The sequence below is a fragment of the Anabaena sp. WA102 genome (genome assembly GCF_001277295.1).
In the GTDB taxonomy this organism is placed as follows: Bacteria; Cyanobacteriota; Cyanobacteriia; order Cyanobacteriales; family Nostocaceae; genus Dolichospermum; species Dolichospermum heterosporum.
In genome coordinates, this window is the sequence record NZ_CP011456.1 from 5164093 (window position 1) to 5188227 (window position 24135).

Below are 24135 nucleotides of genomic sequence, written 5' to 3' on the forward strand. Positions count from 1 at the left end.
GGATTTTTATTGTTTCCCCCTTAAGGGGAAAGGGGGTTCAGAGGAAGAAGCAACAGGAAACAGAAAAAACTCATGTTTAAAAACATGAGATTGAAATAATGACACTGTTTTTTTTCGTGCTACGCATCTTTTAAAAACATCTTTTTCTTGACTGAAGTTCTAAACTCAGCAAATGAGTATAAAACCATTAGTCCTAAAACGATAACGAATGTTAGACCTTTGTGAAAATTAATGGGATACTTTATTTTCATATCCTGCTTCTTCTTTAAAGGGCTGAAAATTAGGGAAAGAAATAGAGAGATAGTCCAGTTTCCTCTATCTCTCTGACATCATTACTTCTTCGCAATTATCCACACTGCGTGAACAATACCCAGAATATAAAAACCAAAGATAGTCAAAAGTAAATTAATCCAAAAATCCTTACCAAACCCGACCTGCAAAAATACTCCTAAAGGTGGGAGAAAAATCGCAACTATAATTCTGACTACATCCATATCCATGTTATTCTCCTGTAGATGTTCAATGTTTCTAGACTTAACATCACCTAATGTGGTGACGATTCCTGAAAAATTTGGTCAACCGCACCTTTTAACCACCGCTGATTTTAGCTTTATAACCCAACTTCACCAAAATCTCTAAAATCTTCTGTTTGTGGTCTCCCTGAACTTCAATTTCATTATCTTTCACAGTTCCACCTGTGCCGCATTGGGCTTTTAACTGTTTTAATAAAGTAGCTAAAGTTTCCGGTGTCGTTTGAAAACCAGTAATCACCGTGACAGTTTTCCCCTTTCTTCCCGCGCGAGTAGCTTGGATTCGCACATTTTGCTGATTGGGGGGTAAGTCTTGGATTCCCCGTTCTACAGCGCGTTCCAGTGCGGGTGAACTACCGTTACCAAATTCTTGGTAGACAAAGCCTTTGTCAGATTTGGGATTAGCCATAATATTTAATGCAGGAAAAATAGACTTTTATTGTAAACAATTTTAGCCTACCCATCTATTTATTCACAATTCAGATGGAAGAGGTGGTCATTAAACGCAGATAAACGCAGATAAACGCAGATAATTTTATATTTCATTAATTAAACTATCACATCCTGTAAATCCTTAAATCCTGTACTTCAACTATGGCTACGCCACGCAGGCGATCGCTCAGTAACCGTATATCCTGATTCTGGCATGGTTTTAAATTATCTGCTATTATTTATGATAATAAGACAGTTTCAAAAAGAAGAGTATGATTTCAATAAATCAAGCACAACAACAACTACAGAATTTAATTGATTCAGTTAATCAATCTCATCAACCTATTGTTATTTCAGGAGACAATAGCAACGCAGTCTTATTATCTGAAGCAGACTGGAAATCTATCCAAGAAACTCTTTATCTTCTTTCTATTCCAGGGATGAGAGAATCAATTAAAGAAGGATTAGCAACACCGATAGAAGAATGTAATGGAGAATTAGATTGGTGAATTGGAATTTAGTTTAAGTAGGTGAGCGTTGAAAATTGTCGTTATGGCAAGGCAAAAGGCAAGAGGCAAGAGGCAAGAGTGAAAAGGGTTTGGGCGATTTTACATTTCTTTACACAGTTTGGTTTTATTGTGTTCACCTACTTACACCAATAATTAAAAATCCTCATCATCTTTTAAAAATAAACCTTCTAAATCTCGATAACCACTAACAACACGCAAAATTTCAATACCTTCCTCAATGGGACGATAAAAAATTAGGTAATCATTAAGAGACTTCCAAGAAATAAATTATCCTAAGAAACGAACCACAGAGGCACAGAGTACACAGAGAGAGAATTTCTGCATCAGTTTTGGGACATTTTTTTATTTGGAAGTCTCTAACAGGAAAACTGCGGACATTAGTTGCTAATTCATCACGGCTACGTCCCATACTAGGGAATTTTGCTAAGGAACGCAAATTTAATAACCTGCAATTCTGATGTAACCTGGAATGGTGCGTTACGCTGTCGCTAACACACCCTACTTTTGCACCTTATTTAATTCACATTCCTAACCTTTCACATTTACTATTAATTTTGCTAAGAAGGCTTTCTGCTGCATCAAAACTACTATTGTCTGCTATATAATCAACTATACTCTCAATGTCTCGACTGGCTGGAACTGTAAATTTACAAATATTGCTCATTTTCCAGCCTGAGTCCGTTTTTGTTGAAGTTTTTTTCTTAACCCTGAAAATAGTTCTTCAGCATCTACAAATTCACCTCTATTAGCTGCTGCAATTCCTAGATTAATTTCCTGCTGTAATTCTTTAAATTTTCCTTGATATAAAAATTCCCATTCATTATTTTCCAGTAGATGAATAAAGGCTAATACTTGGTGTTGTTTTTCTGGTGACAATATCCGTACTTTTTCTACAATAGTGTTTTCAACAGTCATAAAACCTCGCAGTAAGTGGGAAACTCAGGCGCGAACGACCTGTTATAAGAGCTTGTTAGGCTGAAAGCACTGTTCCTGTTACCTTAGAACTGTGTAACTTACAGCGACAGAGCGGGAAACTGGCTACGTATTTCGAGGTGTCGTGACTCAAATAACGGCTACCCTAAGCGTAGTCTAAGGCTGGTCTGGTCAGTACAGCTTGCAATTTCTTGCAAGCTCAGTCCCTTTAGGCTGGGTTACAACGCCATTAATTCTTTAAATACTTCATGAAAACATCCATAGTTAAATTATAAAATATCATGGCAGGTGAACAAAACCAAAAGAATATCTTCTCTGAAAAAACATTTGAAGTCATGTCTGAATTTTCAAAAGATTCCAGGACTTACAGGTTTTTCTCTAGAAAGAATGTTTAGATTTCTCAATGCTTTTGAAATTGATGTAGAAATTAGAGTAAAACCTAAATCTAGCCATAATGCACGGATAACTGTAGTTTAAAGACTCCTTCAATGACAGAAAATATTGATCCAAAAACCAGTACCAGCAACGTAATTATCGTCTTAGTAGAACCAGCCGGTCCATTGAATGTCGGTTCAGTGTCCAGAGTTATGAAAAATTTTGGCTTATCTAAACTAATATTAGTCAATCCTCAATGCGATCGCACATCAGATGATGCCTTAAAAATGGCAGTTCATGGTAAAGATATTTTAGAATCTGCGGTCATAGTAGACACATTACCACAAGCCTTACAGGGCTGTGTCCGTGCGGTTGCTACTATGGGACGGGAATACAGTGGAGAACTACCCCTAGATACCCCTCACACCGCTTTACCCTGGTTATTAGCAGAAGCAGAAAAGCCTGTAGCTTTAATTTTTGGTAGAGAAGATAGAGGATTAACTAATGAAGAATTAAATTATGCCCACAAATTAGTTTTTATTCCTACCAATCCCGAATATCCATCTTTGAATTTAGCTACAGCGGTTTCTATTTGTTGTTATGAATTATCACAATCTACTAACTTATTTACAGATCAGAATATACCCGATTCAGAAATTGCCCCATTAGATGCTATGGAAGGATTCTATCAGCAATTAGAATCTTTGTTGCTTTCTATTGGTTATCTTTATCCCCACACCGCAGCTAGTCGCATGGAAAAATTCCGCCACTTATATAATCGTGCTTATCTACAAACTACAGAAGTGGCAATGTTACGAGGGATTTTACGACAGGTAGAATGGGCAATTAATAGAAAAAACTCCGAAAAGCTGGATTAATTGTGAGAATTTGCTCAGAGGATGTTTTAAAAGTGGTATTCCGTAATTTTCATCACATTGCTACCCCCTTTCCCCTTGTAAAGGGGGGAAACAATAAAAATCCAGTTCCCTCCCCTTTACAAGGGGAGGGTTAGGGAGGGGTAAAAAATATTTAATACACCAACCATAACTTTTCAAACACCCTCTCAAGTATGTTCTCAAAATCCATGCGGTTTTTAACGATAATGCTATCAACTATACTCAACACGGCTTAATTATTTGATTTAAGCGGGTAGGGGTTTAGCAGTGCTAAACCCCTACAAATCTAGGTTTTTCGTGATTTTGCAAAAGTCCATGTCCCAACCGTTTTGAGTATAAACTCCGAGGAGTTCCAGTATTTCTGGAACTCTCAAACTAATCCCTATGCTTGAAATCATGCAAGTAGTGAGACAGAATTAATTACACAATGTTATTGCGTAAGCGTTGCGTGGCGTTAGCCATATGGAACGAAGTGAAATGAAGCAATTCCAAGGGTTGTGATTGCTTCCCTTCGCTTGCAATGACTGTAAATATTTTTGTTCAATTACTTAACACAATTTTTGCTACTGTATTCGACAAAATCAACTTATCAATTCAACTGCAACTTCCTGTGCTTCCAACACATTAATTTCATCTAAAATCCGCCAAATTTCTTGCAGCATTGGCTCTAAACCGGTGCGAGTTACGGCAGAAATTATGAACACTGGTGCTAAAGCTAGATGATTTAATTGAGTAGCTAAAGCCTCCAAATCAACAGTTTCTCTATCAACAGCATCTATTTTATTTAATGCCAAAATTTGTGGACGTTTAGCTAAACCTCGTCCATAGGCTTTAAGTTCTTCTTGAATAGTATGGAAATCAGCGATGACATCTTCACTTGTGGCATCAATTAAGTGTAATAAAACCCTTGTCCGTTCAATGTGACGCAAGAAATCATGACCTAAACCGGCACCATGAGAAGCACCTTCAATTAAACCCGGAATATCAGCGAAAACTGTACCATCACCTGTGGGTTTTTTGACTACACCCAAATTAGGAATTAAGGTAGTAAAGGGATAATCGGCGATTTTTGGACGTGCTGCGGATAAAGAAGAAATTAAAGTTGATTTTCCCGCATTTGGTAAACCAATAATCCCGACTTCTGCTAACAATTTTAACTCTAAACGTAATACCTTTTTTTCCCCTTCTAAACCAGGGAGGGCATATTCGGGAACCCGGTTGCGGTTACTCAAAAAATGTTGATTTCCCAGTCCACCTTTGCCACCTTCTGCGACTCGAAAACTTTGTCCGGGTTCAACTATATCACATAGTAAAACACTCGTTACCGCATCATATACAGAAGTACCACAAGGAACTTCAACAATTAGATCTTTCCCACCTGCACCAGTGCAATTATTTGGACCGCCACGTTCTCCATTTTGTGCCTTAAATAAATGCTTGTATCGAAAATCTAACAAGGTTTGCAGATTAGTATTACCTACAAAAATTACTGAACCGCCTTTTCCGCCATTCCCACCAGATGGACCACCTGCTGGGACATATTTTTCTCTACGAAAAGCGACAATACCATCACCTCCGTTACCTGCTTCTACTTCAATTACTGATTGGTCTATAAATTGCATAATTAGTCAGTTGTCAGTTGTCAGTTGTTAGTTGTCAGTTGTCAATCACGCTAACAATTGACTACTAACAACTAATTTAAATATAAGGTGTAACATCTTCCCCACAGTCATCTGCTAGGTAGGAAAGGGCGCGAAAGCGTAACCCTACCATTTGTTCATAAAGGGGGTTAATTTTACACAGGGGCGGAATATGAACTATTTTCCGGCCAAATAAGGTTACATCTCTTTCAAAGGGACATTGGGAAGGAATCATCTTACACAAAAATTTCGCCACTCTGGGGTCTTGAATATCTAACCCGTCTAACCATTGACGCAAGGGAGTTAAAGCGTCTGGGTGGGGGGCTTGAAGTCCAGTAGGGGGAAAATCAGTTGTTTGTGCGGTATCTTCTAGGGTATGACGTAAGGCTGTGAGTAAACTCTCTTGCAGTTCTAATTTTTGACACAATTGCTGAAGTAGGTCATCTTCACTAGGTGAGTATATACCATCAGCGATCGCTACCATTACCGCTGTCCGCAAGAAATTTTCCGCTACAGGTGTACCTTTACCTAATATAGCCGCTAATTCATCTGGTTCAATTATCTCTAAAGAATCCCAGTTAATAGCAGGGGCTAATTCATCTTTGGTAAGATTAGTAATTAATTCCTGTTCTTGGGTATCAAAGTTACCATCAGCCCAAGCAATGGTCAGTAATCCCCGTAACCACGCAATAATTTGTTCGCTACTGTAAGCAGTTTGAGCAGTAGTTGTCATAAAAACTCACGCCTTGTAATTTTTATTAGATAATCTTAAACTACCTTGAAAAGAACTACATTTCTGTACATTTAATTGGCAAAAATAAAGGGAATTTAGTTTGAGTTGAGCGACTCTTAACCCAACATGAGCAGGAATTTTTTTGAGTTTCCTCGCGTTAACTCAACCTACGATATAAATACTTTTTAGCCTGAACTCAACAGTATTGATTCACAACGGCATAAAATATAGATATAATTGATTATATTTGTCATTAATTAGGTATAAAGTATGTTCTGCTTTGGTATTGAACATGAAGTTGCTTTTCTCAATGATCAAGGAAAGTTTGCAGATTTCCATAATACAAAATTTGGAGATTTTCAGCAAATTGTTGACAAATTACCTATCTATACTACTGATTACCCACAATTAAGAGTTGGTGATGCTGGGATTAAGAAAAAGCGTTGGTATATTGAGGGCTTTGAAAGATTTAATGACTCTGAAGAGGTAATTGACTGTGTAGCTAAAGGCATCGAAATTAGAACAACTATCCACCCTACTATTCAAGGAGCAATTGATGAATTAAACGCAAGTTTTATTTTATTAAGTGATGTTGCTGCTAATTTTGGTTTTTCACCTGTTTTAGCCAGCTTTAATCCCTACACTTGCGTGTTTGAGCCACAACCTCCATTAAATGATTTTGAAATTAGGCAATTACAAGCTTATCCAGATGAACAAACTGCTCATATTTATATGGTTTCTTATGGACCAGATTTAAATATTTCCCTAGCAAATTTATCTATGGAAAGGTTAATTGATATTGGGAAGAAGTTAACTTATTACAGTCCTTATATCATTCCTTTTAGTTATAGTTCTCCTTTTTATAATGGTGGTTTATGGGGAGGTTTATCAGTGAGGACATTTATCAGAACGGGAAAAAGATCCGCAACATTAGTTTTTTTGGATAAAACGGAAGAATTAATCAAAAGTGTGCCTTCCTTAACAAAAATTGCCCGCATTCCTTCAGAAGTAGGACGGATAGAATTTAAAGCTTGTGATAGTTGTGATAATTTCGCTATTTATGCAGGTTTATTAGCTTTATTAAAAGGTTTAATACTAGATGAAACTTTACCAGGTAGAGCAATTATACCTGATGCTAATTTACACCAAATTTCTGCAAAATCAGGCTTTGAAAATGAAGATGTTTTTGCCAATTCTCAGAAACTTTTACAAGTTGCTGAAATCGCCCTTAAAGATGATCCTGATCTAGAATTTTTAACCTCACTGAAAGTAATTTTATCTGAGAAAAAAACAAAATCTCATGAATTAATTAAGTTATTCCAAAATTCAGGTTCAATTGAAGCCACTCTCAACCAAACTTATGGCAATTTTGGATTTTAGATTTTGGATTCTAGATGACCAATTTCCTCTAAGTAGGTGAGCGTTGAAAATTGTCGTTATGGCAAGGCAAAAGGCAAGAGGCAAGAGGCAAGAGTGAAGAGGGTTTGGGCGATTTTACATTTCTTTACACAGTTTGGTTTTATTGTGTTCACCTACTTATATATTCGGTAGTAGGGCAAACACGGGGCAACACGGGGGCATTGGTGTCAACTTAACGTAAAACCGATAACCCGACTGGGAATTCATTCCCAGTCTCATAGCAGAAGTCATCTTCAGATGACTAAAAGAACTAGAAAATTTTTAAACTCGTTTAGTTTACTTTAAATCGGAAAAAACTTCTGTTCTTCCCTCCCCTACCTCCCTACCTCCCCTACCTCCCCTACCTCCCCTACCTCCCCTACCTCCCCTACCTCCCCTACCTCCCCTACCTCCCCTACCTCCCCTACCTCCCTACCCCCCCTACCTCCCCTACTTGCCTTCACCCGTCATTTTCGGGTTGACAGACTACTAGGTGGAATTTGTTCAATAGGAATTAGTGATTCCATTACAGTTTTAACAATTGGTGCAGCTACAGTAGAACCATAGGCATTTTCTCCCTTTGGTTCATCCACAACTGCAAACACCACATAACGGGGAGATTCCACAGGCAAAATAGCGACAAAACTGGTAATTCTTGCACCTTTAATATATCCACCATTAGGACTAGCTTTTTGCGCTGTTCCTGTTTTGCCACCAATCCGATATCCTGAAATTCTCGCTGCTTTACCAGTACCGGAATTGACTACTGTTTCCATCATTTCCACAACCTTTTGGGTGGTTGTAGGTGAGAAAATTTGTCTTGGTTCTGGAAGAGTACGTGAATAGTGCATTCCGCCCTTGGTATCAATCAGTCCTCGGACTACATGAGGTGTGACTAATTTGCCCCCATTAGCTAATGCACCGTGTAGTTGTACCAGTTGTAATGGAGTCAGAGAAAAGCCTTGTCCAAAAGATGTGGTAGCTGGTTCAATGGCTGAAGAAATAAATTGTTCTTGACTTTTTAATTGACCACTAACTTCAAAGGGTAAATCTGTTTCAACTTTTTGTCCTAACCCTAAACGTTCTAGCCAGTTGTAGTATATGGATGGTTTTATTCGTTGAATCATTCTCACCATACCAATGTTACTAGAAGTTTGTAAAATTTCAGGAATAGTTAATCGGCGATAACCAGTTTTTTCGGCATTTTTGATTGTATGTGTGCCGATTTTAATAGAACCAGGATCTTCAAAAGTGTCATCTGGTTTGATTGCACCATTTTCGAGAGCGATCGCCACATTCACCGGCTTAAAAGTTGATCCCGGTTCATAAAGATCAGCCACAGTCCAATTTTTGAACAGAGAAATATCAGACTTAGCATATTGATTCGGATTATAGGTAGGCTGAGAAACCAAAGCCAATAAAGAACCATCCACTGCATCCATGACAATCACTGCACCCCGTTTGGCACTAAATTTAGTCATCTGTTCTTTTAAGGCTGCACGGGCTACCCGTTGCACACGACTATCAATAGTCAATTGCATTTTTAAATCATCAGAATTCAGAAATCCCTCGGTCACATAATCTGGCATCAACGACCCATTTCCCGACTTACTCATCCGCACTGTTTGTCCAGAACGTTCTAGTAACTTCTCCTGACTATATTCCACACCAGCTTGACCACGACGGTCAAGATTAACATAGCCCACGACATCCGCCACTAAATCATCTTGGGGATAAAATCGGGAGTATTTTTGAATAAACTCAAACCCATTCAAACGCAGTGATATTAACTTATCAGTAATATCTTCAGAGACCCCAGAAGCTAGTAAAATTCCACTTCGTTTACTTTGGAATGTTTTCACCAAATCGGCCTTTTCTTTGCCGATAATTGGCGCGATTTTCTCCGCGATTTCTTCCTGGGATAGCTCGAATAACTTAGGATGACTATATACAGTATAAACGGGACGATCAATAGCCAACACATTATTACCCCGATCCACTACCGGACGACGAGGCATATAAGGGCGCACATTCACCATTTGCTGATTTCGCGCCTTCTTAGTCAGCTTTTTTCCCTGAACAATTTGTAATTGATATAAATTAAATACCAAACCTACCATAGCAATCATTAACATACCCCATACAGCAAACAGTCGTAATTGAATGTTAGGTGGAGTTTCCGGTGTTTTTGGCTCAATATTTTCTGATTGAGTCTGTCTAGAAAACTTTCGTTTGCGTCTGAATTCTAAATTACGTAGATTTCTAAGTTGTGTTTTAAGTGATGACTTTAGCATGAGTCAGGAGTTCAGGAGGTAGGGGCGCAGGGCCTGCGCCCATTCAAGAGTATGGCTAACGCCACGCTGCGCTATCAGGATTTCAGGAGAAAGAAGAAAGAAGAAAAAGATTAACTAACGACGAATGACCAATGACCAATGACTAAGTAGTGAGACAGAATTAATTACACAATGTCATTGCGTTAGCGTGGCGTTAGCCATATGGAACGAAGTCAAATGAAGCAATTCCAAGGGTTGTGATTGCTTCCCTTCGCTCGCAATGACTGTAAATATTTTTGTCCAATTACTTAATAACCGATGACCGATGACCAATGACCAATTAATATCCTAATGGAGAAGGGGGTTCAGGTTGCGGTTCTGGTTGAGAAGTTGAGAATGACGACCGGGGATAATTATTAGATGTTGGTGGTAAGAAAATTGTCCCCTTAGAAGTTGGTGATACCAGTTCCGTACCGGGCTGTTCCGCTTCCTGTGCCATTTTGCTAGTTAGTGTCGCATTAGCAGTATTTAACTGTCGCTCATGACGTTGTAAGCTTTGTAGCTTACGGTAAGAATCACTCCAAATCTCTTGTGAATATACAGTCCAACCATAAACTATTAATGTTGCTACCACTAATAAAAATGCTAAAATTGACGAATAGCGATTGACCATATATATACGTAGTAACCATTCAGGCATGGCTGGAGTGTGACTCATCCTATAAGCAGCAGTATTTGATTGTCTATTAATATCAGTAGTTTGTTGTTTACCCGCGTCTAAACTTGAGGTGCGAATTGCTGTTTTATTTCGGCGAGAACCTAAGAAATTCAGCCAAGCATTTCGGGGACTAGACGATTTAACTGCGATCGCTTCACTATCTAATCGGGAGGAACTCTGGCTTTTTTTATTCAAATTTCGAGAACGTCGCTTATTCAATGACGCAGGAGAATTGCCCCAGAACCAGGTATTTTTTGCGGAAACTGCTGATTTACGTTCAAAACCCATGATTTTTCTGATAATAAATACTTTATTTTTGACTTAATTAGATTTTGCCCAAAGTTACAAAAAAAGGGAACAGGAAATATCCAAGTTTTCAATCTCTCTCTTTTCAGGGGGATTTCACCCTTCTCTTTAGCAAATTTTCAGGACAAGAATTGAGACCATTCTAACCGTTAATTACATCCTATTTGTGTTACATATAATCTACAAGTATGTTACAAAAAAGAATGGGTTGAAATATGTAATCAGAAAGTCCTTAAAAAAAATCAATAAATAAGGTATCTTATTCAACAGGCGAAAGATTTTATTGCCACAATTGGTGAAAGAGGAGTTATGAAGACAAAAATTTTTGGTTTGGCTCTAATGTTAAGTCTGGCTACCATGCTTGGAGCTTGTGACGGTGGTAGTCAACCAGCAGGTACTACCAGTTCTCCAGCAGCAACAACAGGTGGCGAACCAGCAGATACTGGTGCTACCCCCGCGGCGACCACATCTCCTGATGCGGCAACATCTCCTGCTGCAACCACATCTCCCGCAGCTACTACATCCCCTGCTGCGACCACATCTCCTGAGGCTACTCCCAAAAAACCTTAGTATAGGGTAGAGTATTAACCTCTCCTGGGTAGTTGATATCTTTAAAAATTATTTTCTACAAACCTCTACTGAGAAAGTTAAGATAGTTTGTAGATTAAGGAATAAAGATTCAACTGCCTAAGGGCGTTAAGTTGGGTAAAAAAGAGCAACATTCATCAGGTTTTGCTTCTGGGCTAGATTCAGTTCTCGCCCAGTCTGATTTTTTAATATTTGTTTTGCCAGTAACCAAAGTAATCTCAATATATGCTGTTACTGCAATTTAGTACATCTCATTATTGTCGCAAAGCCAGATTGGCATTGGGTTATAAAGGAATTAATTATCAAACCGAAAATCTCACTCCAGGGCTGCACATCTTGAGGCTAAAGTCCTTAACTGGATTGACAACATTACCCGTCCTGTTACCCCAAATTGTCGGACAACCCCAAGCTATTGGCGACTCTACGGAAATTTTTAAATTTTTAGAAAGCTATCAACCCGAACCTACCTTGTTTCTACCCAATTTAGAACAGCAAACTCAAGCTGCGATGTTAGAAGACTGGTTAGATGAAAGTATAGGCACGGCTACTAGATTTGTATATTATCAATTTCGCGCTGGTGAAGGTAAGGACATTGACCCATCACTATTTAGTCAAATGGTGATTAAAGTAGTTAGACAACAATATGGTATTAATGATACTACCGTTGAATTAGCTAAAAAAAGACTCGCTAATGCCTTGTCATTATTGTCTATGTATTGGCAAAAAGGTGATTATTTAGTGGGTAGCCGCTTGAGTATAGCTGATATTGCAGCGGCGGCTTTGTTGAGTCCTTTAGCACTAATTCCCGATTATCGTCAGGCATATCCACAGATTTTTGCACGAATTATCAATATCCACCAGTTATGTGGTGAACCATTGCCACCAGGACTTGAGGACGTAGGGGCGCAGGGACTGCGCCCAATCAGGAGTTAAGATGAAACGGATACTGCTAGTTATTTTGAGTGTTACTACTAGTATTTTAATCGGGTTTAGTGGTCATAGTAGTAAAGTCGTGATGGCATTACCACCACAAGCAGATATACCAGAGGAGATATTGCGAACAGAGATTATTCTAGCAGCGCGATCGCCCATTGATGGCAGAATCCTCACGCCCGCAGAATATGCCGAATTGCAAGCACAAATGCAAATAAGTCCACCACCACGTTTAGCCTCCGGTATCCGCGATAAAGTATTTTTGCTGCAACTACGCAAAACATTATTACAACTTTTCCCATTTTTAAGTATTTAATTAGGGAATAGGGGGTAGGGGAGGTGGGGGAGGTAGGGGAGGTAGGGGAGGTAGGGGAGGTAGGGGAGGTAGGGGAGGTAGGGGAGGTAGGGGAGGTAGGGGAGGTGGGGGAGGCAGGGGGAGAAAGAATTTTCCCAATGACCAATGACCACTGACCAATGACCAATGACCACTGACCAATGACCAATGACCACTGACCAATGACCAATGACCACTGACAACTGACAACTGACAACTGACAGTGGCGACAAAGATGCAAGAATATGAATAGTTAAAAAGTAGATTTAGTTAATCACCATATATCACATAGGTAGCTTCATGTCCACAACCACAGTCGCCCCTGAACAGGTTAATCGCATTGTTGGCAATCAACATCACGATCCCTTTGAAATTCTGGGTTCTCATCTCATCGAGCAAAATGGTAAAACTGTCTGGGCTGTGCGAGCCTATCTCCCAAATGCCAGCGCTGCGTGGGTAGTAGTTCCAGAAGAACGGAAAGAATACCCCATGGATACAGTGCATAATCCACACTTTTTTGAATGCACCATTGAAACCCCAGAACTAAAAAATTATCAGTTACGCATTAAAGAAGGGGAACATGAGCGGGTGGTTAATGATCCCTACGCTTTCCGTTCTGCTAAATTAACAGAATTCGATCTACATTTATTTAGTGAAGGCAACCATCACCGCATTTACGAGAAATTGGGAGCGCACACCACAGAAGTAGATGGTGTCAAAGGCGTTTATTTTGCCGTTTGGGCCCCCAATGCCCGCAACGTTTCCTTATTGGGAGATTTTAACCTGTGGGATGGACGCAAACACCAGATGCGGAAAGGACACACAGGCATTTGGGAATTATTTATTCCCGAAATAGGTGTAGGAGAACATTACAAATACGAAATCAAAAATTTTGAAGGACATATTTACGAAAAATCTGATCCTTACGGTTTCCAGCAAGAACCCCGTCCAAAAACAGCATCTATTGTTACTGACTTAAATTCCTACACCTGGAAAGACGAAGACTGGCTGGAAAAGCGGCGACACAGTGACCCCTTGAGTCAACCCATTTCCGTTTACGAAGTCCATTTAGGTTCTTGGTTACACGCTGCTAGTGCAGAACCTGCCAAATTACCCAATGGAGAAACTGAAGCCGTAGTTGTCGTTTCTGAACTAAAACCCGGCGCTCGGTTTCTGACTTATCGGGAACTAGCAGACAAACTCATTCCCTACGTCAAGAAATTAGGATATACCCATTTAGAACTCCTCCCAATTGCCGAACATCCCTTTGATGGTTCTTGGGGTTATCAAGTAACTGGTTATTTTGCGCCTACTTCCCGTTTTGGTACACCTGAAGACTTCATGTACTTTGTGGATGAATGCCATAACAATGGTATTGGTGTCATTGTAGACTGGGTTCCTGGCCACTTCCCCAAAGATGGACATGGTTTAGCATTCTTTGATGGTAGTCACTTGTATGAACATTCTGATTCCCGCAAAGGTGAACATAAGGAATGGGGGACTTTAGTATTTAACTACAATCGCCATGAAGTCCGTAATTTCCTAGTGGCTAATGCCCTGTTCTGGTTTGATAAATACCACATTGACGGAATTCGTGTTGATGCGGTCGCTTCCATGCTTTACCTTGACTACTGCCGAAAACCAGGAGAATGGTTGACTAACGAATATGGTGGTCGAGAAAATTTAGAAGCGGCAGATTTTCTACGTCAAGTTAATAGCTTGTTGTTTAGTTATTATCCTGGTGTGCTTTCCATTGCGGAGGAGTCCACATCTTGGCCAATGGTATCTTGGCCTACCTATACGGGCGGATTGGGCTTTAATTTAAAATGGAATATGGGCTGGATGCACGATATGCTGGATTACTTCAGCATGGACCCGTGGTTTCGTCAGTTCCATCAAAACAATATTACCTTTAGTATGTGGTATAACCACAGCGAGAACTTCATGTTAGCTCTGTCCCATGATGAAATCGTGCATGGTAAGAGTAATATGATCGGCAAAATGCCCGGTGATGAATGGCAGAAGTTAGCTAATATCCGCTGTTTGTTTACTTATATGTTCGCTCACCCCGGCAAGAAAACCATGTTTATGAGCATGGAATTTGGTCAGTGGAGTGAGTGGAATGCTTGGGCTGATTTGGAATGGCATCTATTACAGTTTGAACCACACCGACAGTTAAAGGATTTTTTCCAGTCTCTTAATCATTTTTACCGTTCTGAACCAGCTTTATATACTCAAGATTTTGATCAAGCCGGGTTTGAGTGGATTGATTGTACCGATAACCGCCATAGTGTGGTTTCCTTTGTCCGTCGTGACAAGAATTCTGACGATTTTATGATTGTGGTTTGTAACTTTACCCCTCAACCCCATTCTCATTATCGTATTGGTGTGCCAGAAAAGGGTTTCTACACTGAGTTGTTCAATAGTGATGCTCGTCAGTATGGCGGTAGTAATATGGGCAATTTAGGTGGTAAGTGGACTGATGATTGGTCTTTGCATAATCGTCCTTATTCCTTGGATTTATGTTTACCTCCTTTGGGTGTATTGATGCTTAAGTTGGATAAACAGAAATCTGCACAGGTAATGGAATAATCCTGTAGGGTGGGCATTGCTCACCCTATGTTTTTCTTAGTGAGTTTGTCGTTACATACTTTGGTTTTTTTACGTCGTTCTACTTAGCAAGACGTTATTTGTCGCAATCTCTGTCAAAATTAGAACTGGATGATCATGAATTTGAGCTATGGGTTTGTTTTCAACAGATAATTGTCGTGTTACATAAATGCTAGATGACCTAGAACACCAAACTACCAAGATTTAAAAACCTAGCAATTTCATCCAACAGTGATTGCGGTTCATCAACACGAATTAAATGTCCGCTGTTCTCAAATATTTTCAAGTAGGCATTAGGAATAGCTTGAGCAATTTCTTCAGAAAACTCTGGGGCGCAGATCCAGTCATGCCGCCCTGCAATCACAAGAGTTGGTGAGGTAATCTTATGTAATTCGTTGAGGATATTATAGTCATTTAAGAAGCCACTAAAGGCAACATTAATGGCATCAACAGAGAGAATTGTTTCGTCTGAGTCTGGGGAATTTAATTTCCGGTCATTGTTTTGGGAGTACATTGAACCCATCACCCGAAAAAATTGGCGTAGCTGTTCTTCATTTTCAAAATTACCTGACCAAAGTTGAAGAGCAATTGCTTTTTGTTCTTCGTTTCCCCGTTCTGCCAGAATTTCCTGAGCGCGTTCTAGAAACCGGGAATTAGCTGCTGTGGCAATGACAATCAGGTGTGAAACATTTTGGGGATACTTCACAGCATAAGAAAGAGCAACCATACCTCCATAGGAAGAACCGATTAAAACGATTTTCTCCAGTCCTAGATATTGGCGTAAGGCTTCCATATCGTCAACATTATTATCTAGGGTATAGGTTTCTTTCGGTCCACGGGCTGACCTTCCCTGTCCCCGATGGTCAAAATAGACTAGCTGAAGGTGATGGACGAGGGGAGAAAAGCACGGTTTATAACTCGTGTGGTCAACTCCAGGTCCGCCGTGAATTATGAAAGCAACAGGTTTCTGACGTATTCCTTGTTCTTCAACTACCAAACTACAGCCGTCAACATCAAAATAGATTTCTGTATCCCGTATTTTAGCTCGCATTCTTGAGTGTCAACCCCAGTAACTCATGTTCAATTCTGCCGTAATGATAACACCAAATTAATAGGGCGCGGCTCTTTTGAGAAGACAATTTTCATCCTGATATAAAGCGTAAAGTTCATGAAAGGTAAGGATTGTAAGTTTTAGGAATTCCGAAAAGGGGGTCGCTCAAATTTAAAAATTGAGATCATATCTTTATTTTGCAAGTCTTGGACATTCGGCTTCAGCGTTTGAGAATCCATCGCCTGTTACTCCCCACCCTAATAAATCCACTACCGTAGATTTTCCCTTGACACCAAAGATTATACAAACAGTGAAAATACGGAAGCAACGCCTTTACATATTTCTTATTGTTTCTTGTCGTTACGGGTAAATTATGCTAAATAAAGCGCGAATTATCTCAGGAAATTAATATAGCATCATTAATGACAAATCAATACAAGTATTGAGTCATAGATGCGATCGCTTAAAGTTAATTTACGGCAAAATGCGATATTACATAAAATGCCACTGCTTATACTATAGCGGTTATTGGTTGAGTGAAATACAAGAAACCAAAACCCTCCCCGCAAGCGAGGAGGGGGCTTATGACTGTATCTTATGCGAGTGCATACCGCTATAATGATTGCAATGAATTATAATAATAATGGTTCAGAGGATTATAAATATGAGTGTAGTTATTCCCAATGAAATACTAACCACAACTCGCATGAATGAAGAGGAAATGAAACGAGAAATTGCGATTATGCTGTTTCAAAAAGAAAAGTTAACTCTTGCTCAAGCTAGTCGCTTTGCTGGTATGAATCGTATAGCATTTCAACATCTACTCGCAAGTTATCAAATCCCTATTCATTACGGAGTAGAGGATTTTGAACAAGATATCAAGAATTTGCGGGAGATGGGTAGATTGTGATTGTTGTCAGCGATACTTCACCCATTAATAATCTTGCAGCTATTAACCAGCTTCACTTATTACAACAGCTTTACGGAACAGTTCTAATTCCTGAAGCCGTTTATCAAGAATTAACTGATCCTGATTTTCCCGTAGCGGGTGCAAAGGAAGTACAAACTTTTACTTGGATTCAAATCCGTGCAATTGAAGATAGGACGATGCTTAAAGCACTTAGCAGTGAACTTGATCCTGGAGAAGCAGAGGCTATAGTTTTAGCCTTAGAAATGAAAGCAGAACAAGTTTTAATTGATGAACGTCGTGGCCGCATGATTGCTGCTAGACTTAATCTCCATTATACCGGAATTTTAGGAGTTTTAGTAGAAGCCAAAAGTCAAGGTTTCATTTCTACTGTTAAACCTCTGTTAGATGATCTTATTAATAAAGCAGGATTTTGGGTTACTGAACCCTTGTATAAAAGTGTCTTACGGCTAGTTAATGAAACAAAGTAAAATCAGGTCAGAAAATTATGGGTAATTATTGAATCATAGATGTGATCGCCAGTAGGGGCAAACCCCCTGTGGTTGCCCCTAATACTGGGGTAGGCACGGAGGTGCTACCTTTATTTAAAATAATGAGTTATTAAATACACAAGGATATTACTTGGTCTAAGAATATCAGCCGATAAAGTTTCTTAACAAAAGCTCTACTGTTTAAGCTAAAAGTTAGACAGTGAAATGGTTTGAGAACTGTCACCTAACAGTTGAGGGTGGAGAATGTGGGATATATACTATGCTAGGGATCAATAGGTGATCCCCATAACTAGAATCTAACTAGCTTTTTGATAATAAGCGTTGAAAAATAAGACTTTGGCGTTATTGGAAGTTGTGTAGGCATCATCTGGATTACCCCAACCAAGTTCTAAACTAATAGGGTATAAATAGCCGTCTTTGGCATAGGGTGTATCAGAAATATCGTCAGTTTCTACCCATTCACAGCGTTCTGCTAGTGCCAAGATTTCATTTGAGGTAATAAGTTTACCTTCATTACTCGTTGCCTGTACAAGTCTCAATCCATCAGTCTGGTTTAGCCATTGTTGTACAGTTTCAATGCTGGTTGCTACTGTCATCGCTGTCATACTCCTTTCGACATTTTTCTAGTAACCCCTTCTCAGTTTCCCCCAAGTGAGTTTCCCAACCTTGCTGGTAAATATGCTCAATGTCTTGCTCACTAGGACATTTACCCCGTCTTAACGCCTTTCTCGCTCTGAGAAAAGCTTCTGTATATCCTGGTCTAGTCATTTAAGGTTGGCGATCGCTAAATTTTCCCTGCTCTTTTTAATTCAGTTTCAACTAACTCAGTTATACGCTTACTCATATCCGTATTTTGTTCGGTGCAATATGCCTTAAACAGCCTACGGTAATCTTCTGGTAAGCTAACGCGGACTTGTACCATATCTGTTTTATTGACTTTCTCGTTGTTTTTATCCATAAGGGACTTCCAAGAAATAAATTATCCTGATTAACGAACCACAGAGGCGCAGAGGACACAGAGGAATAAGGGTTTGAGAGATTTTTGCATTAGGTTGTTGAGTATTTTTTTATTTGGAAGTCTCTAAGTATTTTCCTATATAGCCACTATAGCCACTAATTTCCAAAATAGCATTAGTGGCTACATAGCATTTTATTACCATTTAGCCAATAAAATATAAGAATTGTCTATATATCCACTGTAGTCAAAACTGGCTATAGTGGCTATGTTAAATATAAAGCCAATTAACGATTTATTACTGATTAATTAAGACTAGGAGTTACGCATTGACAAGAAACTTTAAATGACTGGTTTGTTGTATACGTTTGAACTGCAAATTGCGATCGCCAGGTAAATGCACAGGCTAACACTTAGTTTCTAGCTTTACAAAAAGATTACATAGCTGGAGAATATCAGCCTATAAATTTTCTCAACAAAAGCACCCACTACTAGATATAATTTTCTGTAAGTTGAAAAAAACATTAAGATTAGCGTAAAAATTACATTAAAATAAAGATTACGCTTCTATTAAACTGACTAGCTAAATACCCAAATTAGGAGGAATATATATGGCTCTCGTACCAATGCGGTTGCTTTTGGATCACGCTGCTGAACACGGTTATGGTATCCCCGCTTTTAACGTCAACAACTTAGAGCAGATTCAAGCAATCATGAAGGCTGCGGTGGAAACAGATAGCCCCGTAATCTTACAAGCTTCTCGCGGCGCTCGTAACTATGCCGGAGAAAACTTCCTCCGTCACCTGATTTTGGCTGCGGTAGAAACCTATCCTGAGATTCCCATTGTCATGCACCAAGATCATGGTAATGCTCCTTCTACCTGCTATTCAGCTATCAAGAACAACTTCACCAGCGTCATGATGGATGGTTCTTTGGAAGCTGACGCTAAAACCCCTGCCAGCTTTGAATATAACGTGAGAGTTACCAGTGAAGTTGTCAACGTTGCTCACTCTTTGGGTGTCAGTGTTGAGGGTGAATTGGGTTGTTTGGGTTCTTTAGAAACCGGCGCGGGTGAAGCTGAAGATGGTCACGGTTTTGAAGGTACTCTTGACCATTCTCAATTGTTAACAGACCCCGATGAAGCTGTTAGCTTTGTAGAAGCAACTCAAGTTGATGCTTTGGCTGTGGCTATCGGTACAAGTCATGGTGCTTACAAGTTTACCCGTAAGCCTACTGGTGAAATTTTGGCTATTAGCCGCATTGAAGAAATTCACCGCCGTTTACCTAACACCCATTTGGTAATGCACGGTTCTTCTTCTGTACCTGAAGATTTGTTGGCAATTATTAACCAATATGGTGGCGCTATTCCTGAAACCTACGGTGTACCTGTGGAAGAAATCCAAAAAGGTATTAAGAGTGGTGTTCGTAAGGTAAATATTGACACCGATAACCGTTTGGCTATTACTGCGGCTGTCCGTGAAGCTTTGGCTTCTAATCCCAAGGAATTTGATCCTCGTCACTTCCTCAAGCCTTCTATTAAATATATGCAAAAGGTTTGTGCTGACCGTTATCAACAGTTTGGTACTGCTGGTAACGCAAGCAAGATTAAGCAAGTTTCTTTAGAAGATTTTGCTGCTAAGTATGCTAAGGGTGAATTGGTAATGAGAGCGGCTGCTAAAGTTTAATTTTCTCAATCTTTTTCAGCAATAAATTAGGGTATAGCTAGGCTATACCTTTACAGAAATAAACTGGGAGACGTTACTGTTTCCCGGTTTTTTATATTAATTGTAATTATTTACAAATTCACTTGAGAATAACATCTTTGTGATTAATATGATATAGTAAAATAATGGCATAAATAAGGCTATCTGTTATGACTACCAATTTACAATCTACATTCTTGAGTAGTTATCTTTATGATCAGGATTATTATTTGTGGATAGAAACTACAGCTAAGTTATTACGTAATCGCCAACTAGAACAAGTTGATTTTGAGCATTTGATTGCAGAAATAGAGGATATGGGGAAAGAAAAACGGCGTGAATTAAAAAACCGACTCATAGTTTTACTGATGCACTTGCTTAAATATCAATTTCAACCTGAAAAACGTTCTTCTAGTTGGGTAAGTACAATTTGGGAACAGTTTTATCAAATTGAATCTTTATTGGAGGATAGTCCTAGTCTCAAACCTTATTATTTAGAACTATTTTCTGATTGTTATTTAAAAGCTGTTCGCGCTGCTAGTACGGAAACTAAATTATCTATTCAGATGTTTCCTGTTGACTCTCCTTTTCTGCCTTTAGATGTCATTAATTCTGATTTTATAATCACGCTGCTTAGTCAGGAGGAAATTTAATTTTTATTTTTCGTTCAATTAGTCTAATTGTCATTAGCTAAACCCAAATTTAGTTCATGTTCATTGTGTATTTTCATATATCTTCTATAATATTTGTATCAAGTCCAATCACTTGCAGCCTCACCAATTATTTCTTCTATTTCTTCCAAAGTTTTAGGTTTCATGCCTTTTCTGTGCAAAATTCCAGATAATTTTTGAATAGGTATATTGAGAGGAATAAGTTTAACTATGCCATTTTCATCAATGACAAAATCAACTTTACAGAAATATCCGGTAAGAGTAAAGCCCAGTCCTTCGACAAGCTCAGGAACCATCACTTCAGTGCTGAGATACAAGCGACACTTCGACAAGCTCAGTGACCGCACGAGCAGTTCGACTTCGCTCACTGACCACGAATTTATTCGCTTAATTCATTGACTGGTAACAATGGATGTGATAGTATTTCATCAATTCCAGAATTTAAGTATAACTAAACAACGTAAAAACTTAACTTATGTGGTTGAGTGCGTAGTCATACCTAACGGTATTGCAGTTTAGGAAAGCTAAATTTGGTGAAAAATGAAATGCAAAAATCGAGTACGGTAGGGCATATCGGAATTAAAGCTTTAGGAGAATCAACCTCTGTTTTTGTTGGAGTAATCCAGTAATTGTAAGTTGGCTCGTTGATTAAAGAATCTCAGTGTCTTTAGACATGAGAGTGTCAATTTAACTCCTTACTTGAGAATATACTCAAAAAAGTTAAAAATTTAACTTTTTCCAAAAAACTTAATCATTCTCAAGCAATATACCTAATCAGGCTATTGGGGAAAAAAAAGGCCAAAAAATAGGGGGAAGTTGAACTTTCCCCCTGGTTATTATTGTGATGATCATTTGGCTTTTGATTTTCTTTGAGTTTCTGTCTGAGCATCTGTCTTTGTTTTTTTAGTTGCCGTTTTCTCGCAGCACCACCTCGGCCTTTATCGTTTCTGCCTTCTCGACGTGGGGATTCCCAGCGTTTAAGTTGCATAGTTTTGATTGCTAAAGTTTCATCATGTAGTTCTACAGTAGCATGATTTTTGCTCTATAGCTACTGTATTTTGGATTCAGTGAGAAAATATTTCAATCTGCAAGTAATTGTTTTAATTTTGTTGAATATGACTATGTAACATCACCAAGGTTTCCGCTAATTGACTCAAGCGATTTTCTAGGTCTTGTTTGCGTCCTAAGAGTTGCCTTAATCTTTGGTGACGTGCGATCGCTATACTAACACTAGGAACTTGTTCAACTGGACAGGGACGAGACCACACTTGACCGGCTGTATCTACTCCACATAATCGGTAGTCAGTGTGTAGTGGTTTATGAGATTCTTTTTCACTACTAGCACAGATTTCTTCGACATAGTTCATGAGACGCTCTATTTCTGCATGGCGTAATGCGGCTGTTCCCACTGTTTCTGGTTCTTGGACATTAGATTCCAACCAACCGTTAATAATTGGCCCTTCTAAATAAATATCCTGAATTTGCTGTATTATTTTTTGTAGTTCTAGTTGCCAATCAGCTACTTTGTCTTGAATTTCTTGGAGCATATTCATGGCCAGTGCTGGGTTAGCACCGTGACGATGATTGCTGAAGGATGGAGTTTTAAATTTCGGGAGAGTTGGCGTTTTTTCTCCATTTTCTTGGGCTGGAAAGGCTGAGACGGAACTATGCTGAGGAAATAAATTTGCCTCTGGAGTTTCATGAATAACTGAATCTGCTTCTAAGTTACTATTATAGGTTTGTGTTGTATTTTGGGAATTTTCTGGAGATTCCTGGGGACGGATACTAATGCGAAAGGAAAAGGAACGTTTGCTTTCTTCACCTGGTTCTGTGGTGACATCATCATTGCGAGTTTTTAAATCATGCAGCGTAGCCTCTATCCGTTTTAACCCTGGTTTCATAACAATATCCTAAAATTTATGGTCTTTGGCAAGAAAGAATTCAGGAGTACAGAAAGGTGTTGATTTTGGGGATACTTGATTTAACTCGTGTATTCTTCCTGATGAAACATTATATTATCAAATAATGGGGAAAATAATTTTGGTGACAGGTGCAGCCCGCTCTGGTAAAAGTGAATGGGCGGAAGATTTGGCGATAAAGTCGGAAAAAAATGTTGTCTACATTGCCACAGCTACACAAAATCCTGATGATCTAGAATGGCAAGAACGCATTCAAAAACATCAACAACGCCGTCCTCAAGATTGGATAACTCTTGCTGTCCCTGGGGAACTAACTGCTGCTTTGGCTCAATCTCAGCCGCATACTTGCCTGTTGGTGGATTCTTTAGGAACTTGGGTGGCTAATTTTCTGGAGGAGGAGGATTTAGTTTGGGAAAATATTGTGGGGGAGTTTCTGGCAATTCTGCCGTTAGTGGCGGCTGATGTCATATTTGTGGGGGAAGAAACAGGTTGGGGTGTAGTTCCAGCTTATCCTCTAGGGCGCAAATTCCGCGATCGCCTGGGCGCTTTAGTGAGACAATTAGGGACAATTTGTGAACCTGTTTATTTGGTGACGGGTGGTCATGCGTTGAATTTGAGTTTATTAGGTGTACCATTACCAGCAGCTAAATAGGGAGTTGGGGGAGTTGGGGGAGTGGGGGGAGTGGGGGGAGTGGGGGGAGTGGGGGGAGTGGGGGAGTGGGGGGAGTGGGGGGAGTGGGGGGAGTGGGGGGAGTGGGGGGAGTGGGGGGAGTAGGGGGAGTAGGGGGAGTAGGGGGAATATTTCTTCCCAATGACCAATGACCAATGACCAATGACCAATGACCAATAACTAATGACTAATGACGCTAGAATAGGTCTTAAAGTGAAAATTCATTAATTCTAAATGTTTACCATTGACTTAAGCATCAGAAATACTGCTTTCCCCATATCAGTACAACGTAAGTCTACTGAAGATGCCGAGGCTGTTTACCAGCTAATTTTGGCGGCAATGCGTTCTGGAAATCCTGATATTGTGGAACTCAAGTGCGAAGGCAAAACAGAGAAAAAAATTGCTGTCCGTGCTAGTGAAATTTCGGGAGTCCAGATTATCCAAAAAGATAGTGCGGCTACTAGCAGTGGTAAACCACCTGGCTTTGCTGCTTTTACTGCTGAATAACACAAGGTATA

General features: G+C 39.4%; 28 protein-coding genes. 13 read left to right on the forward strand and 15 right to left on the reverse strand.

The window, feature by feature from the left end; translation table 11 throughout:
- Positions 1-332 precede the first annotated feature (332 nt).
- The gene (locus AA650_RS27200) at positions 333-494 is read right to left on the reverse strand and encodes a YqaE/Pmp3 family membrane protein (protein WP_039199490.1); all 162 of its coding nucleotides are present in this window, start codon (positions 492-494) and stop codon (positions 333-335) included.
- Positions 495-588: 94 nt separating this feature from the next.
- The gene (locus tag AA650_RS22675; RefSeq protein WP_027403218.1) at positions 589-939 is read right to left on the reverse strand and encodes a translation initiation factor; all 351 of its coding nucleotides are present in this window, start codon (positions 937-939) and stop codon (positions 589-591) included.
- A 295-nt stretch (positions 940-1234) separates the two neighbouring features.
- Between AA650_RS22675 and AA650_RS22680 the strand changes: the two genes are divergently transcribed.
- Positions 1235-1471 (forward strand): type II toxin-antitoxin system Phd/YefM family antitoxin, encoded by a 237-nt coding sequence (locus AA650_RS22680; protein ID WP_027403217.1) that lies wholly within the window; start codon positions 1235-1237, stop codon positions 1469-1471.
- A 541-nt stretch (positions 1472-2012) separates the two neighbouring features.
- On the opposite strand, the gene AA650_RS22685 is transcribed toward AA650_RS22680, so the two are convergent.
- Together AA650_RS22685 and AA650_RS22690 are read right to left on the reverse strand one after the other, a co-directional pair.
- Positions 2013-2156 carry a type II toxin-antitoxin system RelE/ParE family toxin gene (locus AA650_RS22685; RefSeq protein WP_168635800.1) on the reverse strand — a complete coding sequence of 48 codons (144 nt, stop codon included), beginning with the start codon at positions 2154-2156 and terminating at the stop codon, positions 2013-2015.
- Positions 2153-2407 (reverse strand): hypothetical protein, encoded by a 255-nt coding sequence (locus AA650_RS22690; RefSeq protein ID WP_053540763.1) that lies wholly within the window; start codon positions 2405-2407, stop codon positions 2153-2155. The genes AA650_RS22685 and AA650_RS22690 overlap by 4 nt, the downstream gene beginning before the upstream one ends.
- Positions 2408-2913: 506 nt before the next feature.
- On the opposite strand from AA650_RS22690, the gene AA650_RS22695 reads away from it, so the two are divergent.
- Positions 2914-3678, forward strand: a complete 765-nt coding sequence (locus AA650_RS22695) for an RNA methyltransferase (RefSeq protein ID WP_053540764.1) — start codon at positions 2914-2916, stop codon at positions 3676-3678.
- A gap of 599 nt (positions 3679-4277) precedes the next feature.
- Here AA650_RS22695 and obgE read toward each other — a convergent pair.
- Both obgE and AA650_RS22705 read right to left on the reverse strand, forming a co-directional pair.
- Entirely contained in the window at positions 4278-5318 is a 1041-nt protein-coding gene (obgE, locus tag AA650_RS22700; RefSeq protein ID WP_053540765.1) for a GTPase ObgE, read from the reverse strand.
- Between the two features lie 76 nt (positions 5319-5394).
- A complete protein-coding gene (locus AA650_RS22705) occupies positions 5395-6069 on the reverse strand; it encodes a Mo-dependent nitrogenase C-terminal domain-containing protein (RefSeq protein WP_053540766.1) in 675 nt (224 codons plus the stop codon).
- 270 nt (positions 6070-6339) lie between these two features.
- Here AA650_RS22705 and AA650_RS22710 point away from each other — a divergent pair, with 270 nt between their 5' ends.
- Positions 6340-7449, forward strand: coding sequence for a hypothetical protein (locus tag AA650_RS22710; RefSeq protein WP_053540767.1), 1110 nt, complete (start codon positions 6340-6342; stop codon positions 7447-7449).
- A gap of 485 nt (positions 7450-7934) precedes the next feature.
- Here the strand turns inward: AA650_RS22710 and AA650_RS22715 are convergent, their stop codons facing one another.
- Entirely contained in the window at positions 7935-9761 is a 1827-nt protein-coding gene (locus AA650_RS22715) for a peptidoglycan D,D-transpeptidase FtsI family protein (protein WP_053540768.1), read from the reverse strand.
- A gap of 319 nt (positions 9762-10080) precedes the next feature.
- Positions 10081-10746: a hypothetical protein gene (locus AA650_RS22720; RefSeq protein WP_053540769.1), complete on the reverse strand. Its 666-nt coding sequence runs from the start codon at positions 10744-10746 to the stop codon at positions 10081-10083.
- 327 nt (positions 10747-11073) lie between these two features.
- Between AA650_RS22720 and AA650_RS22725 the strand changes: the two genes are divergently transcribed.
- From AA650_RS22725 to glgB, 4 genes are all read left to right on the forward strand, one after another.
- Positions 11074-11334 (forward strand): hypothetical protein, encoded by a 261-nt coding sequence (locus AA650_RS22725; protein WP_053540770.1) that lies wholly within the window; start codon positions 11074-11076, stop codon positions 11332-11334.
- Positions 11335-11577: 243 nt separating this feature from the next.
- Complete coding sequence (locus AA650_RS22730; protein ID WP_053540771.1) at positions 11578-12285, forward strand: glutathione S-transferase family protein; 708 nt, start codon at positions 11578-11580, stop codon at positions 12283-12285.
- Position 12286: 1 nt separating this feature from the next.
- Complete coding sequence (locus AA650_RS22735) at positions 12287-12601, forward strand: hypothetical protein (protein WP_039202035.1); 315 nt, start codon at positions 12287-12289, stop codon at positions 12599-12601.
- A 318-nt stretch (positions 12602-12919) separates the two neighbouring features.
- Positions 12920-15211 carry a 1,4-alpha-glucan branching enzyme gene (gene glgB, locus AA650_RS22745; protein ID WP_053540772.1) on the forward strand — a complete coding sequence of 764 codons (2292 nt, stop codon included), beginning with the start codon at positions 12920-12922 and terminating at the stop codon, positions 15209-15211.
- A 199-nt stretch (positions 15212-15410) separates the two neighbouring features.
- Here glgB and AA650_RS22750 read toward each other — a convergent pair whose 3' ends face one another.
- Positions 15411-16280 carry an alpha/beta fold hydrolase gene (locus AA650_RS22750; protein ID WP_053540773.1) on the reverse strand — a complete coding sequence of 290 codons (870 nt, stop codon included), beginning with the start codon at positions 16278-16280 and terminating at the stop codon, positions 15411-15413.
- 664 nt (positions 16281-16944) lie between these two features.
- Here AA650_RS22750 and AA650_RS22755 point away from each other — a divergent pair.
- Entirely contained in the window at positions 16945-17190 is a 246-nt protein-coding gene (locus AA650_RS22755) for a UPF0175 family protein (protein ID WP_053540774.1), read from the forward strand.
- The gene (locus AA650_RS22760) at positions 17187-17678 is read left to right on the forward strand and encodes a DUF3368 domain-containing protein (RefSeq protein WP_053540775.1); all 492 of its coding nucleotides are present in this window, start codon (positions 17187-17189) and stop codon (positions 17676-17678) included. The genes AA650_RS22755 and AA650_RS22760 overlap by 4 nt, the downstream gene beginning before the upstream one ends.
- Positions 17679-17995: 317 nt before the next feature.
- Here the strand turns inward: AA650_RS22760 and AA650_RS22765 are convergent, their stop codons facing one another.
- From AA650_RS22765 to AA650_RS28365, 3 genes are read right to left on the reverse strand one after another with little or no spacing between them, the layout of a single operon-like run.
- Positions 17996-18304, reverse strand: a complete 309-nt coding sequence (locus AA650_RS22765) for a hypothetical protein (protein WP_015080549.1) — start codon at positions 18302-18304, stop codon at positions 17996-17998.
- Positions 18273-18467, reverse strand: a complete 195-nt coding sequence (locus AA650_RS22770) for a hypothetical protein (RefSeq protein ID WP_053540776.1) — start codon at positions 18465-18467, stop codon at positions 18273-18275. The genes AA650_RS22765 and AA650_RS22770 overlap by 32 nt, the downstream gene beginning before the upstream one ends.
- 16 nt (positions 18468-18483) lie before the next feature.
- A complete protein-coding gene (locus AA650_RS28365) occupies positions 18484-18657 on the reverse strand; it encodes a hypothetical protein (protein WP_158310533.1) in 174 nt (57 codons plus the stop codon).
- Between the two features lie 608 nt (positions 18658-19265).
- On the opposite strand from AA650_RS28365, the gene fba reads away from it, so the two are divergent.
- Both fba and AA650_RS22780 read left to right on the forward strand, forming a co-directional pair.
- Positions 19266-20339, forward strand: a complete 1074-nt coding sequence (fba, locus tag AA650_RS22775) for a class II fructose-bisphosphate aldolase (RefSeq protein ID WP_053540777.1) — start codon at positions 19266-19268, stop codon at positions 20337-20339.
- A gap of 188 nt (positions 20340-20527) precedes the next feature.
- Positions 20528-21010, forward strand: a complete 483-nt coding sequence (locus tag AA650_RS22780) for a DUF29 domain-containing protein (protein WP_053540778.1) — start codon at positions 20528-20530, stop codon at positions 21008-21010.
- A 98-nt stretch (positions 21011-21108) separates the two neighbouring features.
- Here AA650_RS22780 and AA650_RS22785 read toward each other — a convergent pair whose 3' ends face one another.
- The 3 genes from AA650_RS22785 to AA650_RS22795 form a co-directional block, all read right to left on the reverse strand.
- On the reverse strand, positions 21109-21324 hold the full coding sequence (locus AA650_RS22785) for a hypothetical protein (protein ID WP_053540779.1): 216 nt from the start codon (positions 21322-21324) through the stop codon (positions 21109-21111).
- A 461-nt stretch (positions 21325-21785) separates the two neighbouring features.
- Complete coding sequence (locus AA650_RS22790; RefSeq protein ID WP_053540780.1) at positions 21786-22016, reverse strand: hypothetical protein; 231 nt, start codon at positions 22014-22016, stop codon at positions 21786-21788.
- 112 nt (positions 22017-22128) lie between these two features.
- Complete coding sequence (locus tag AA650_RS22795) at positions 22129-22929, reverse strand: hypothetical protein (RefSeq protein ID WP_053540781.1); 801 nt, start codon at positions 22927-22929, stop codon at positions 22129-22131.
- Positions 22930-23053: 124 nt separating this feature from the next.
- Here AA650_RS22795 and cobU point away from each other — a divergent pair, with 124 nt between their 5' ends.
- Together cobU and AA650_RS22810 are read left to right on the forward strand one after the other, a co-directional pair.
- Entirely contained in the window at positions 23054-23599 is a 546-nt protein-coding gene (gene cobU, locus AA650_RS22800; protein ID WP_053540782.1) for a bifunctional adenosylcobinamide kinase/adenosylcobinamide-phosphate guanylyltransferase, read from the forward strand.
- Positions 23600-23851: 252 nt separating this feature from the next.
- Positions 23852-24124, forward strand: a complete 273-nt coding sequence (locus AA650_RS22810) for a hypothetical protein (protein ID WP_039204363.1) — start codon at positions 23852-23854, stop codon at positions 24122-24124.
- Positions 24125-24135: the final 11 nt, after the last annotated feature.